The sequence below is a fragment of the Streptomyces sp. NPDC020681 genome, assembly GCF_044334895.1.
In the GTDB taxonomy this organism is placed as follows: Bacteria; Actinomycetota; Actinomycetes; order Streptomycetales; family Streptomycetaceae; genus Streptomyces.
Map to the genome: position 1 here is coordinate 1 of NZ_JBIRTX010000022.1, position 12,668 is coordinate 12,668.

General features: G+C 69.3%; 10 protein-coding genes and 1 pseudogene. 6 read left to right on the forward strand and 5 right to left on the reverse strand.

The genetic code is table 11. The features are described from left to right. Positions 1-100: pseudogene (locus ACH4YL_RS34205) on the forward strand (IS481 family transposase); the annotation flags it as partial. A 19-nt stretch (positions 101-119) separates the two neighbouring features. Here the strand turns inward: ACH4YL_RS34205 and ACH4YL_RS34210 are convergent. Continuing rightward, positions 120-758, reverse strand: a complete 639-nt coding sequence (locus ACH4YL_RS34210; protein ID WP_398511406.1) for a DNA-binding response regulator — start codon at positions 756-758, stop codon at positions 120-122. 359 nt (positions 759-1,117) lie between these two features. Between ACH4YL_RS34210 and ACH4YL_RS34215 the strand changes: the two genes are divergently transcribed. Together ACH4YL_RS34215 and ACH4YL_RS34220 are read left to right on the forward strand one after the other, a co-directional pair. Next, positions 1,118-2,716, forward strand: a complete 1,599-nt coding sequence (locus tag ACH4YL_RS34215; RefSeq protein WP_398511407.1) for a von Willebrand factor type A domain-containing protein — start codon at positions 1,118-1,120, stop codon at positions 2,714-2,716. Between the two features lie 136 nt (positions 2,717-2,852). Then, on the forward strand, positions 2,853-3,323 hold the full coding sequence (locus ACH4YL_RS34220; protein ID WP_398511408.1) for a DUF1772 domain-containing protein: 471 nt from the start codon (positions 2,853-2,855) through the stop codon (positions 3,321-3,323). Positions 3,324-3,353: 30 nt separating this feature from the next. On the opposite strand, the gene ACH4YL_RS34225 is transcribed toward ACH4YL_RS34220, so the two are convergent. Continuing rightward, positions 3,354-4,235, reverse strand: coding sequence for a class I SAM-dependent methyltransferase family protein (locus tag ACH4YL_RS34225; protein ID WP_398511409.1), 882 nt, complete (start codon positions 4,233-4,235; stop codon positions 3,354-3,356). A 235-nt stretch (positions 4,236-4,470) separates the two neighbouring features. Between ACH4YL_RS34225 and ACH4YL_RS34230 the strand changes: the two genes are divergently transcribed. After that, a complete protein-coding gene (locus tag ACH4YL_RS34230) occupies positions 4,471-5,463 on the forward strand; it encodes a YbhN family protein (RefSeq protein WP_398511410.1) in 993 nt (330 codons plus the stop codon). Positions 5,464-5,558: 95 nt separating this feature from the next. Here the strand turns inward: ACH4YL_RS34230 and ACH4YL_RS34235 are convergent, their stop codons facing one another. After that, positions 5,559-6,431, reverse strand: coding sequence for an LLM class flavin-dependent oxidoreductase (locus ACH4YL_RS34235; RefSeq protein WP_398511411.1), 873 nt, complete (start codon positions 6,429-6,431; stop codon positions 5,559-5,561). 363 nt (positions 6,432-6,794) lie between these two features. Here ACH4YL_RS34235 and ACH4YL_RS34240 point away from each other — a divergent pair, with 363 nt between their 5' ends. Beyond that, positions 6,795-8,801, forward strand: a complete 2,007-nt coding sequence (locus tag ACH4YL_RS34240; protein WP_398511412.1) for a phosphocholine-specific phospholipase C — start codon at positions 6,795-6,797, stop codon at positions 8,799-8,801. Between the two features lie 324 nt (positions 8,802-9,125). Next, entirely contained in the window at positions 9,126-10,589 is a 1,464-nt protein-coding gene (locus tag ACH4YL_RS34245; RefSeq protein WP_398511413.1) for an MFS transporter, read from the forward strand. 114 nt (positions 10,590-10,703) lie between these two features. Here ACH4YL_RS34245 and ACH4YL_RS34250 read toward each other — a convergent pair whose 3' ends face one another. Together ACH4YL_RS34250 and ACH4YL_RS34255 are read right to left on the reverse strand one after the other, a co-directional pair. Further along, the gene (locus ACH4YL_RS34250; RefSeq protein ID WP_398511414.1) at positions 10,704-11,351 is read right to left on the reverse strand and encodes an isochorismatase family protein; all 648 of its coding nucleotides are present in this window, start codon (positions 11,349-11,351) and stop codon (positions 10,704-10,706) included. Positions 11,352-11,403: 52 nt separating this feature from the next. Next, positions 11,404-12,546 carry an MFS transporter gene (locus tag ACH4YL_RS34255; RefSeq protein WP_398511415.1) on the reverse strand — a complete coding sequence of 381 codons (1,143 nt, stop codon included), beginning with the start codon at positions 12,544-12,546 and terminating at the stop codon, positions 11,404-11,406. Positions 12,547-12,668 lie beyond the last annotated feature (122 nt).

Sequence of the window (12,668 nt, forward strand, 5' to 3'; positions counted from 1 at the left end):
AGACTTCCTCCACACCTACAACCACCACCGCAGCCACACCGCACTCGAAGGCAAACCACCCATCACCCGCGTGAACAACGCTCCAGGGCAATACACCTAGACCCTGCCGCCCCTCGGCGCTACAACCAGCCCCGACGAGCCGCTTCCGCACCCGCCCGGAAGCGGCTAGTCGTGCCGAGAGCGGCCAGCAGCTCACCGACGCGTCTGCTGTAGGTGCGCGAGGACATGCCGAGCCGGGCTGCGGCCGCCTCGTCCGTGAGCCCCGCAACCAGGGCCTGGAGCACAGGCTGCAGATGGTCGGGCTGCACATGTGCAGGTGCCGGTGCCGGTACCTCGCCCGCACGCGTCGGCGGCGTCAGGTCGTCGCCGGTGTCCCACCATGTGCGGTGTATACGGACGAGAGTCTCGACGACGACGGGATCGCGGATCATCAGCACGCCGTTGTAGTGCAGTTCGAGATCGAGGGGGACGGCTGCGACCGTGCGGTCGGCGACGACCATCTTGAACGGGATGGAGTCCGTCACCCGGGCCGCGCCGGGACACTTCCACGGCGCGCGCAGATGGGTCAGCCCGTGCCGGGGCGCGATCCGCCGCACGGCCGGAGTCCGCTCGGCTGCTCTACGCACGCACGCGTCCGCGAATTCGAGGAAGGGCTCCGGGACGCCACGGCCGAGCGCGCCGGCCGGGTCGTCGAAGCTGAGGAGCTCATGGCGTGCCGAGCGGACCAGGCCTGTCAAGGCCGCTCTGACGTCCGTCACTCCTTGAACCGGCTGTCCTGGCGCCTCGCGCAGAACAGACCTCGAGACCTTCCGACCGAGCACGGAGCCCGGAAGCACCCCAACTGCCATGGCAGATCATCCCCCCGCCGTTTTCGCACAACCACACGATCCGTCCCCCCGGACCGCATGCCACTCCATGTACGCATGTGACTTCACATGGTGACAAGGCCAGCTCAGAGACTGGCGAGTCCTCGCCACTCCCTACCCTTCCCCGCTCCGGGCGGAGCAACTGCCGCCGCCCGTTGCCGCATTGAGATTCATCCGCAACCCCTTCGTCTGCTCCTTTGGACCGCCTCGCACGTCACATTCACAAGTGCTGACGACTCAGGGGGGTCCGGATGAAACTCCGCGCAAGGACGTACAAGGGACTGGTGGCCGCAGTGCTGGCGAGCGGCGTGCTGCTGACCGCCGGCTGCGGGACCGGCGGTCAGGCCGACCGGACCTCTTACGACGGCGGCCGGAAAGACAACGGGGCGAACGAGGCGCCCGCTCCCATCGCACCGGACGGCGGCGGAGGCGCGCCCGCGCAGGAATCGGACGGCAGCGCGGAATCGAGGGAGAAGGGCGACGCGTTCGACGAGTCCAAGCCGCCCGCCGACTACCTCTCGACCTTCGCGCTCGACGTGGACACCGCCTCGTACGGCTACGCCCGCCGCACGCTCGAGGACGGCCGGAAGCCGAACGCCAAGGACATCCGGCCCGAGGAGTTCATCAACAGCTTCCGGCAGGACTACCCGCGGCCGAAGGGCGACGGCTTCTCGGTGACGGTGGACGGAGCGCGCCCGCAAAGCTCCGAGGGCGAGATCCGCGGCGAGTCCGGCGGTGGCGAGGACTGGTCCCTCGTACGCGTCGGCCTCTCCACCCGTGTCTCCGACCGCAAGGGCGAACGGCCGCCCGCCGCCCTCACCTTCGTCATCGACATCTCCGGCTCCATGGCCGAGCCCGGCCGGCTCGACCTGGTCAAGGAGTCGCTGGGCATCCTCACCGACCAGCTCCGTGACGACGACTCCATCGCGCTGGTCACCTTCAGCGACGAGGCCGAGACCCGGCTGCCGATGACCCGGATCAAGGGCAACCGCGACCGCGTCCACGGTGTCGTCGACAGCCTGGAGCCGACCGACTCCACCAACGTCGAGGCGGGCGTGCGGACCGGCTACGACACGGCCGTCGAAGGCCGCCGGCGCGGGGCCACCAACCGGGTCGTCCTGCTCTCCGACGCGCTCGCCAACACCGGCGAGACCGAGGCGGACGCGATCCTCGACCGGATCGACGACGCCCGCCGGGAGCACGGCATCACGCTGTTCGGCGTCGGCGTCGGCAGCGAGTACGGCGACGAGCTCATGGAACGGCTCGCCGACAAGGGCGACGGCCACACCACGTACGTGTCCAGCAGCGAGCAGGCCAGGAAGGTCTTCTGCGACCAACTCCCCAGCCATGTCGAACTGCGCGCCCGGGACGCCAAGGCGCAGGTGGCCTTCGACCCGGAGACCGTCAAGCAGTTCCGGCTCATCGGATACGAGAACCGCGCCGTCGCGGACGAGGACTTCCGCAACGACCGTGTGGACGGCGGCGAGGTCGGCCCGGGTCATACGGTGACGGCGCTGTATGCCGTACGGCTCCGCGAGGGCGCGAGCGGCCATGTCGCGACGGCGACGGTCCGCTGGCTCGACCCCAGGACCCGGGCGCCGCACGAGCAGACGGGCTCGATCGAGACGACCGCGGTCGGCGGCGCGCTGTGGGACGGCGCGTCCAAGAGGCTCCAGGTCACCGCGGTCGCGGCGTACTTCGCGGAGTCCCTGCGCGGCGGCTCGATGCCGGGCGCACCGGGACTGGGCGAACTCGCCGCGCGGGCGAGGAAACTGGCGAGCTCGACGGAGGACAGCGCGGTCCGGGACCTAGCGGACGCGATCACTCGGGCGCAACGCCTGAAGGACTGAGTGCCTGAGGCTCGCCGTGTCCGGCCCGCACCCACGGGCCGGGCACACCAACCGCCCGACCCCGCCCCGCGGCGCGCACGCACGTATCACCGCAAGGGCGCTGCTTCAGACGGCTCGCCAAGCCATGATGTGCGCCATGGCCACCACTCTCCTCGCTCTCGCCATCATCTCCACCGGTCTGTACGCGGGCTTCATGCTGACCTTCCAGACCGGCATCATGCCCGCCCTCGCCATGCTCTCCGACGACCAGTTCGTGCCGGCCATGCGCCGCATCAACGAGGTAGTGCCACGCCCGCTCTTCCTGCTGATCTTCTTCTCGATCATGGCGTTCCCGGCGGCCGCGCTCGCCGTCCCCGTCGACGGCCGCACCGACACCCAGCGCTGGCTGATCATCGCGGGACTCGTCTGCGCCGTGATCAACCACCTCATCACCATGGCCGGCAACGTCCCGCTGAACAACGCGCTCGCCGCATCCGAGAAGGCCTCGCCGCCTCCGCCCGACAGTGAGGTCCGTGCCGCCTTCGAACCCCGCTGGAACCGGCTCCACCTCATCCGCACGCTGTTCACCATCGCCTCGTTCGCACTGCTCGTCGCCGCGGCGTTCTAGGGCCTGCCGTCTGGGTCCTGGCGCGCCGCGCTAGCCGCGCGCCGTCGTGACGGTGAACAGCCCGACCGCCTCCCGTCGGCTGGCGACCTCGGTGAACCCCGCCTTGGCCGCCCACTCCTCCGCCAGCTCGACGGGTCGGCACTTCATCACCCACAGCGCGCCCTCCCGGTTCGGCAGCACCTGGGCGATGAACTCCAGCTGCGGGTGGCGGGTCTGCGTGGTGAAGACCAGCACCCCGCCCGGCGCGAGCATGCTCCGCAGCCGCTCGACGGACGCCGCGATGACGGCGTCGTCCAGCAGCAACTCGTAGAGCCCGGACACGACGACGACATCGGGCGCGCGGTCTGCGGGACGAGGATCGAGGGCGTCTCCGTGGGCGTACGCGATGCCCTTCAGCCCTCGCTCCAGGGCCAGCCCCTCGCCCTGCGCGAGCCCGGCGCGGTCCAGGTCGCGGCATTCCACCCGTACGGTGCCGGGCTCGTACTCCTCGACCAGATCCTGGAGATACCGTCCCGGCCCGGACGCCACATCCAGGACGAACACTTCGCCGGAAGCTCCGCGCCTCGAAGCTTCGCGGCCTGCACCTCCGTGTCCCGCGCCTTCGCGGCCTGCACCTCCGCGCTGCGCGATCTCCTCCCGGAGCACCTCCTTCAGCAGCTCCCGCCGTGCCCGGATCGCCCGCCAGCCGACCGCGTTCAGATAGACCCGGTCGATGATCCGCCCGACGCCGAGGCGGCCGCGGGCCTTGTTCACGTACACGTAGTCGAGCATCGACCCGCTGTCGAAGCCGTGCCGGTACCCGATCCTGATTCCGTCGCTGAGCCGTCCGACGGTCCCGAGCAGCATGCGCACGGCGGCCCATCGAACGTCGTTGACTCGCTTCGTCAGTGGCTTGGTCAGTGGCTTGGTCATGGGCTCAGCGTCGGCTCCGAGCCCGACCGGCGACATCCGCCCACGTACTCGATCTGCCCATGAGTACGTCGGCAACACACCGCTGACTTGTATCCGCCACCGACGTATCCGCCGGATGTTGGGTTTCGGACACCGAAATGTCGTGAACGGAGGGCAGGTTCCGGGAGAGCCCCGCCCCACCGCGACCGGTGCGAACGATGCATGACGCGCCCGATGAAGAAGGACGGCCGAGAACGTGGCCATTCCCGAGACCCTCACCGCGCCGCAGCAACGCCACCGGCAGACGGACCGTTTGCGGCGGCTTCCGATACGGCAGATCGTCTGCCTCATTCCCTTCGTCCTGGTCGCACTCTGGGCGGTCGGCAACTGGTCGCTCGTCGCCGACGGCGTGAGCCGTCTCGGCGGCGCCGACACCGGCTGGCTGCTGATGGGCGTCGTCGTCACGGGACTGTGCTGGGTGGCGGCTTCCTGCGTACGCCAGGGGACGATCATGGAACGGCTGCCCATCGCGCGGCTGCTCGCCTCCCAGTTCGCGGCCGGCGCCGCCAACCACCTGCTCCCTGCGGGCCTCGGCGCGCATGTGGTCACCCTCCGCTTCCTGCGCGGCTGCGGCATACCGCTGGAGCGGTCGACGGCCGCTCTCGCCCTGTACTCGCTGGTCGAGGCGATCGCCAGGATCGGTCTGCTGGTGTCGCTGGTGCTGGCCTTTCCCGGCGCGCTGCGGCTGGACGAACTGGCGCCGACCGGGCGCGCGGTCCTGACCGTGGTCGTCATCGCCGCGGTGGTGATCGCCGTGGTGGCGATCGTGCTGTTCGCCGCGGAGCGGCTGCGCCGGATCATCGGCAGCTTCCTGCGCACCGCCCTGACCGACGCGCGCGCCCTGCACAAGAAGCCCTCGCGGACGCTGGCGCTGTGGGGTGGCGCGGTGGCCTTCCCGCTCCTGCAGGGCGGGGTGCTTGTCTGCGTCGCGCTCGCGCTGGGGCTGCCGGTGCCCTGGTACTACATCGTGGTCGCGTATCTGGCGGCGAGCACGGTGGCCGGGATGATCCCGGCACCGGGCGGCATTGGCTCGGTGGAACCGGCGCTGGCCGTCGCGCTGGTCATGGTGGGAGCCCCGCTGGTCGTCGCGACCGCGACAGTCCTCGGCTTCCGCTTCCTCACGGTGTGGCTGCCGTTGCTGCCGGGCGTCGCGATGCTGGCGGCGCTGGTGCGGTGGCGGGTGCTGTAGCTCGCCTCACTGTCCCAGGCGCTACGGAACCAGCCGCTACGGAACGGGTTGCTAGTGGGCCAGGCCTACGGAACCAGCTGCTACAGAGCCAGCCGTTACGGCACCAGTGGACGGACTTCCTCGGCCGCGAATCGTACGAACCCCGCAGGATCCGGCTCGTCGCCGGTCGGCTGCAGTACGACGGTGTCCGCACCGGCGTCCGACAGCCGCTGAACCGCCTTCGCCACCGCCGCCGCGTCTCCCGCCACTCCGAGCCCGGCGATGTCCGCCTCCTGCGAGACCTCCAACTCGGCCCTGAGCCTGGCCTCGGCACCCGGTCCGGTCGCCGCGTGGAGATAGACGACGACCGGGTGGTGATCGGCGCGCCCGGCCGCCGCCCGCCCCTCGTCGATGAGCCGCCGCGCCGCCCGTACGCCGTCGGGCGAGGTTCCGGCGACGAGCACGGAGCCGTCCGCGGCCTCGCCGGACAGCCGCAGCGAACGCGGCCCGGTCGCCCCGGCGAACACCGCGGGCGCCGACGCCGGCGGCCAGTCGAGCGCGACGTCGGCGAGCTTCACATACCGGCCGTCCGTCGTGACCCGCTCACCGCGCAACAGCGCGCGCAGCGCCGCGAGATGCTCGCGCAGCAAGGTCATGGGCGACTCGGCGCGCGCGCCCACCTGCTCCATCCAGTCCTGTACGCCGTGCCCGACACACACGCCGACCCGCTCCGGGAACAGCCGGTGCAGCGTGGCGGCCTCCATCGAGGTCAGCGCCACATTCCGCAGCGGCACCGGCAACAGCCCGACCCCTACGCGCAGTCGCTCGGTCCAGGCGAGCGCCGCGGACGCCGCGGCGATACCGCTCTCGAAGAAGCAGTCCTCCCAGAGCCACAGCTCCTCAAGGCCCGCGTCGTCCGCGGCGCGGGCCACGTCACGGAGCATTTCGGGGGGCAACTGGGGCCGGAACACCGCGCCAAGAGCAGTCATGGGTCCTTCCTATCGACTCACGGTCGTACGGGCAACGGCGCGTGGCCGGATTCCGTACGGAATCCTCGTCGGCTCCGCACTCAGGCCAATGGTCTGCGACTGCTTCATTGCGGTGACTGAGAACGTTCGTCATCAGTTCAGTGCAGAAGGATTGACGGGCCTGTTGGGGACATCAACAATCTTCCGTGGCCCGCCTATTGGCATGCATCGAGACCATTCGCTGAGGTGCTGTTCCCCGCCGGACAGCGGCACCCCGAAGGCCTCGCTCCCTGCCGCGAACCGGGCGTCGCACTTGCCCCCCATGCGCGCGCTCGGTCCGCACCCCCTCGCTGTCCGAGCGCCTGAATCCCAAGAGGTGATCAGGTGGAACGTCGGAAGTTTCTGGGTGTCGCCGCCGGAGCGGCGGCCGGAGCCGTGGCTGGACCCGCGATCGGGCTCGGAGCCGCGTCGGAAGCCGCCGCAGCGACCGGCACCATCGCCGACGTCAAGCATGTGGTCGTCCTGATGCAGGAAAACCGCAGCTTCGACCACTACTTCGGCAAGCTGAAGGGCGTACGCGGCTTCGCGGACCGCAGCGCGATGCTGCTCAACGGCGGCCACTCGGTCTTCAACCAGCCCAACGGCTCGGCGCGCCAGTACCCGTACTCCCTACGGGAGGGAGTGGGCGGCGACACCAAGCTGGTGCCGCACTGCGCCCCCGGTCTGGGCCACGACTGGACCACCCAGCACGACGCGTGGAACACCGGACTCCTGGACAACTGGGTGGACGGCGCCAACGGCCTGCACACCATGGGTTACCTGGACCGCACCGACATCCCGTTCTACTACGCGCTCGCGGACGCGTACACGATCTGCGACTCCTACTTCTGCTCCTCGCTCACCGGCACCGGCCCGAACCGTGCCTTCCTCTGGAGCGGGAAAATCGACGCCAGTCACAACAACGGCGGCGACCTGCACGGCTGCACCTGGCAGACGTACGCCGAGAACCTGCAGGACGCCGGCGTGACCTGGAGGGTCTACAACCGCAAGGACGACAACTTCGGCGACAACGCGCTGGAGTACTTCACGCAGTTCACGAACGCCGGCCCCGGCAACCCGCTGTACGACCGTGGCATAGCCGACGTGCCCGGCTCCAAGCCGACGCAGGACGCCATCATCGACGCGATCAGGGCGGACGTGGTCAACGGGACCCTGCCGCAGGTGTCCTGGGTGGTGACCAACCAGGCATTCTCCGAGCACCCCTCCGGCAGCACACCCGGCGACGGCCACCACTTCATCAACCAGTTGATCAAGGCGCTCAGCGCCAGCAGCGCCGTGTTCGACTCCACCGTCCTGTTCGTCAACTACGACGAGAACGACGGCTTCTTCGACCACGTACCGCCGCCGGTTCCGCCGAGCGGCACCGCGGACGAACTTGTCATCGGCGGCAAGCCGGTCGGCCTCGGCTTCCGCGTCCCGATGCTCGTGGTGTCCCCGTGGACCCGAGGCGGCTGGGTGAACTCCGAAGTCTTCGACCACACCTCGGTCATCCGCTTCATGGAGAAGTGGTCGGCGGCCATCGGCAGGCCCGCCACCAGCCCCAACATCAGCGCGTGGCGGCGCAAGGTGTGCGGCGACCTGACGAGCGTCTTCAACTTCGGCTCCCCGGTCTTCGGTCTGCCCGCGCTGCCCGGGACCGCCGTGATCGGCACCGCCTGCAACGGTGTGCCCGACCCAAAGCCCACGACAAACGCGCTGCCCGCCCAGGAGTCCGGCACGAAACCCGCGAGGGCGCTGCCGTACCAGACCAACGCCTGGCTGGACCGGCTGGAGTTCGGCGCGAGCGGCAAGATCCTCACCTGGTTCACGATGGACAACGTGGGCACGACGGCCAGGCAGTCCGCGCACTTCTCCATCCATCCCAACGCCCACCGCAGCCGCACCCCGTGGCAGTACACGGTCGACCCCGGCAAGACCCAGGAGGACTTCTTCAACGTCGGCACCGGGAACGGCGACGGCAAGTACGACTTCAGCGTCTACGGCCCCAACCGCTTCCTGCGCCGCTTCATCGGCAACGCCACCACGGCGGGCAAGGACGCCGCAGTCAGCAGCCGCTTCGCCGTGGAGCAGGGCTCCGGCAAGCAGGCGATCTGGTTCAGGATGAAGAACAGCGCGGCCGGTTCGGCGACGTTCACGATCAAGTCCAACAACTACCGCTCGGGCAGCTGGACCTACCCGGTGCCCGCCGGCGGAAGCGCGGAGGACTTTTTCAACAACGTCGCCATCTGCAACGGCTGGTACGACTTCACCATCACCGTGAACACGGACGCGGGCTGGTCGCAGCGGTTCATCGGCCACATCGAGACGGGCGCGGCCAGCATCTCCGGCTGACCTCCCCAGTGGCGCTGACGAAGGCAAGGAAAGTCGGCTCGTGGCGCGCGGCCGCCACGGGCCGACCCGCCGAAGGCCGGGCCGCGCGGTCGGGACGAGCGTGGGTCGTTGCCGGGGTTGATGAGGCCGAGCTGTATAGGGTTTTGGCGACCGTCCTTCTCGGCGAGACCCGCGGCCGGCCCGCGCTGAACCAGACGGCCCCCGAACCAGACGGGGTCCCCGAATCACGCGGCCCGCCCCGCATCAGAGGCGGCCCGCCCCGAACAGACGGCCTTTGCCGGCAGGCCGTGAGCGCAGACTTGACCGATCATCAGGAGTGCTGCCGTGCGACCCAGGAAGACATCGTCTGCGCCCGGCAGCCTCGGTTGGAACCGTAAGACAGCGACGCTGGTGCTCCTGTCCTTCGCCATGCTGATCGTCTCGCTCGACCAGTACATCGTGGTCGTGGCACTCCCCGACATCGCACGCGACCTCGGCTATTCCGCGCAGACGCTCCAGTCGGTCATCAGCGCCTACGCAGTGGCCTCGGCCGGCTTCCTCCTGTTCGGCGGGCGCGCCGCCGACCTGCTGGGACGCCGTCGCATCCTGGCCACCGGCCTCGCGCTCTATGCCGGGGCAGCGCTCGTGGGAGGACTCGCGACCAGCGCCGGAATGCTTCTCGTCGCCCGCGCAGTCCAAGGTCTCGGCGGAGCCCTTGTCTTCCCCACCACCCTGGCGCTCATCAACACCACCTTCGCCGAAGGCCCCGCCCGCAACCGCGCATTGGGAGTCTGGGGAGGGTCGGGCGCGGCAGGGCTCGTCATCGGGGTGCTGCTCGGCGGTCTCCTGACGCAGGCGTTCGGCTGGGAAGCTGTCTTCTACGTCAACGTCGTCCTGGCCGGTCCCGCGCTGCTGCTTGCCTTCGTCCTGATCCCACGGGACGGCGAACGCGAAAAGGGCCGCAAGTTCGACCTGCCCGGTGCGCTCAGCGTCACTCTCGGTGTCACGCTCATCGTGTTCGCCCTCGTGCAGGGCCCCGGATTGGGCTGGCTCTCGCCGGGCATCCTGATCAGCGCTGCGGCGGGCCTCCTGCTGCTCGGAGCCTTCTTCATCATCGAGCGGCGCAGCTACGACCCGCTCATGCCACCCCGGCTGCTCGCCAACCCCAACCTGATCACCGGCGTCGTCATCGCGTTCATGTTCATGGCGACCTTCGGCTCAGTGCTCTACTTCCTGTCCATCTACTTCCAGGAGATCCTGGGCTACGACGCCTTGCAGACCGGCGTCGGCTTCCTCATCCCCACGGCAGTGGTGGTGGCCGGTTCGACAACCGCGGGCCGGCTCGTGACGCGGTTCGGTCTCAGGCGCACCTTGTCCGCAGCGCTCGCCGTCGGTGCCCTCGGTGCGGTCGCACTCGGTCTGACGATCTCGCCGAACGGCACCTACACCGAACTCGTCCCCGGTCTTGTGGCGCTCAGCATCGGCGACGGGGTGGTCTTCACGGCCATGTTCATCGCCGCCGCGACCGGAATCGCCGACCGACAGCAAGGCATCGCCTCCGGCATTGCCTCCACCGGTTCAGGCGCGGGCGCGGCCGTCGGCCTTGCGATCCTGGTCCTGGTAGCGACTGCCGGACTCGACGGCCTCTCCGGTGAACAGCTTCGAGTCGCCACCGCCGACGGGATCAGCACCGCGCTCTTCGTCGCGGCAGGCGGAATCGTGCTGACCTTCCTCGTCGCCGTGCGCCGGTGCCCGACACCGACCGAACCGGGGCCCGCCCCTGTGCCGTACCAGACCCGTCGCTGCTGAAAGCGTCAGGACCTCAGGACCTCAGGAGACCTCAGGGCGAGGGCTGGGCGACTTGCCCACGCGGTGCGCCGGTTCGGCCGTGAGATGCCGAGTGGATGCAGAGCAGATGCCGAGTCAGACGCCCGAGGGAACGGATGACTCCCCTGACCCGTGGGCTGCCGCGAGCTGGCTGACGAGGAGCGCGAACGGCATGTCGAGGTCGGCGTACACGTCTGCCGCGATCGGGAGCGCGTTGTCGGCGAGCATCTCGACGGCGAGGGTGGCGTAGTCGCTCACGATCACACCTGCTTGCTGCAGCCGCAGAAGTCCGGTCTCTCGCTTGGTCGCGGAGAAGGTTCCGGAGGCGTCAGCGGCGACGTAGGCGCTGTAGCCCGCGGCGGTGGCGGCGATCGCGGGCAGTGCCGCGCAGACTTCGAGTGAGATCCCGGCGATGAGAATCTTGTCGCGTCCGGTCGCCTCGATGGCCTCACGGACTCGGTTGTCGTGCCATGCGTTGACGGTGCTGCGGTCGATCACCTTCAGCCCTTGCGGCAGTTCGGCCTGCAGCTCCGGAATGAGGGGTCCCCACATGCTGTCCGCTGCGGTGGTGGTGACAACAAGAGGGATGTTCAAGCGAAGCGCCGCCTTCGTCAGGCAGACGACGTTGTGCTTGAGCTCGCCCACACCGATGTCGCGGACGCCGGTGAACAATCCGATCTGGTGGTCCACCAGCAAGAGAGCGGCGTTGTCCGCGGTGAGAGTGTCGTGGATTCGGTTCTGCATGGTCTTTTCTCCCGTTCATGGTTGATTGCTGGGCTGCGGAGCTCTGTTGGGCTCAGGTGATGTCTGCTGCCGCGATACGCCTCCTGACTCGTCCTGCGATGAGCAGTGCGCCCAGCGCGGAGACGGCGCCGATGAGGCCGATGCCGGTCCACAGCGCCCGCGGCCCCAGGGGGAGTAGTGCCGCGCCGATCACCGGCGCGAGGGCGGCGCCTGCAGACCAGCTCATGCCGGAAAGGCCGGCGTACGTGCCTTGCAGTGCTTGGGGCGCCAGTGCCGCCACGATGGTGGGAAGACTCCCCGCGATGACGATCTCGCCCGCGGTCCACACCACCACGGTGAGCACGAGGCCACGAACGTCGTCCACGAACGCGGTGAGCGCGAAACCCGTTGCCACGACGGCAGTTCCGGCTGCAAGCACGAGGCCGGGGTCCTGCCGTGCCACCCATCTGCCGGTCAGCGGCTGGACAGCGATGATCAGGACTCCGTTGAGTGCCATGGCCAGGCCGAACTGCGTACGGGTGATGTCCTGTTCGGCCATGGCAAGGGGGAGCGTGGTGAACGCCTGGGCGTACAGCGCGCCGTACGCCGCGGCGACGGCGCAGACCGCGAGCATCAGCCGGTCCCGCAGCACCGCCCGAAGCCTCCCTCTGGGCAGTGAACGGTCGGCCGGGCGCGACTCGGGCACGGTGGCCCACACCAGGGCGGCAAAGGCCACCGCGACGGCCGCGTTCACGCCGAACATCGCACGAGCCCCGTGATCGGCGAACCAGCCGCCGGCGACCATCGCGACCGAATAGCCGAGATTCACTCCCCAGAAGAGCAGCCCGTACGCTCTCGGGCGCAGCTTGGGCGAGACGAGGTCGGCGACCATGGCCTGCGAAGCGGGCCGATAGGACTCGATGGTGAGCCCGAGGAGGAACGCGGTCCCCACCACGGCAACGAATCCGCTCGCGGCTCCGAGGCCGACCATCGCGGCCGAGGTGGCGAGCATGCCGCCGGTGAGAGTCGTACGACGGCCGAGGCGGTCGGCCAGCCAGCCGGCAAGCACCTGGGAGAGCAACGACCCGATACCGAATGCCGTCATGACGGTGCTGGCCTGCACGAGCGTGAAGCCCCGGACCTGAACCAAGTACACCGACAGGAACGGCTGGACCATCGCGCCTGAGCGGTTGACGACAGTGCCGAGCCACAGCATCCAAAAGGGCCGAGGCAACGACATCGGACCGGCGGGCGCAACGGAAGGGCGGGACAAGCGGGGCAAGAGGACGGCCATGCAGATCATGTTTGACCCGCGATCCGGCAACCCGTAAATGTTTC

What these genes read in the sequence shown, in the direction of transcription:
- ACH4YL_RS34215 (WP_398511407.1), top strand. Translation starts at nt 1,118, where the DNA reads ATGAAACTCCGCGCAAGGACGTACAAGGGACTGGTGGCCGCAGTGCTG.
- ACH4YL_RS34220 (WP_398511408.1), top strand. Translation starts at nt 2,853, where the DNA reads ATGGCCACCACTCTCCTCGCTCTCGCCATCATCTCCACCGGTCTGTAC.
- ACH4YL_RS34225 (WP_398511409.1), bottom strand. Translation starts at nt 4,235, where the DNA reads ATGACCAAGCCACTGACCAAGCCACTGACGAAGCGAGTCAACGACGTT.
- ACH4YL_RS34235 (WP_398511411.1), bottom strand. Translation starts at nt 6,431, where the DNA reads ATGACTGCTCTTGGCGCGGTGTTCCGGCCCCAGTTGCCCCCCGAAATG.
- ACH4YL_RS34250 (WP_398511414.1), bottom strand. Translation starts at nt 11,351, where the DNA reads ATGCAGAACCGAATCCACGACACTCTCACCGCGGACAACGCCGCTCTC.
- ACH4YL_RS34255 (WP_398511415.1), bottom strand. Translation starts at nt 12,546, where the DNA reads ATGCTGTGGCTCGGCACTGTCGTCAACCGCTCAGGCGCGATGGTCCAG.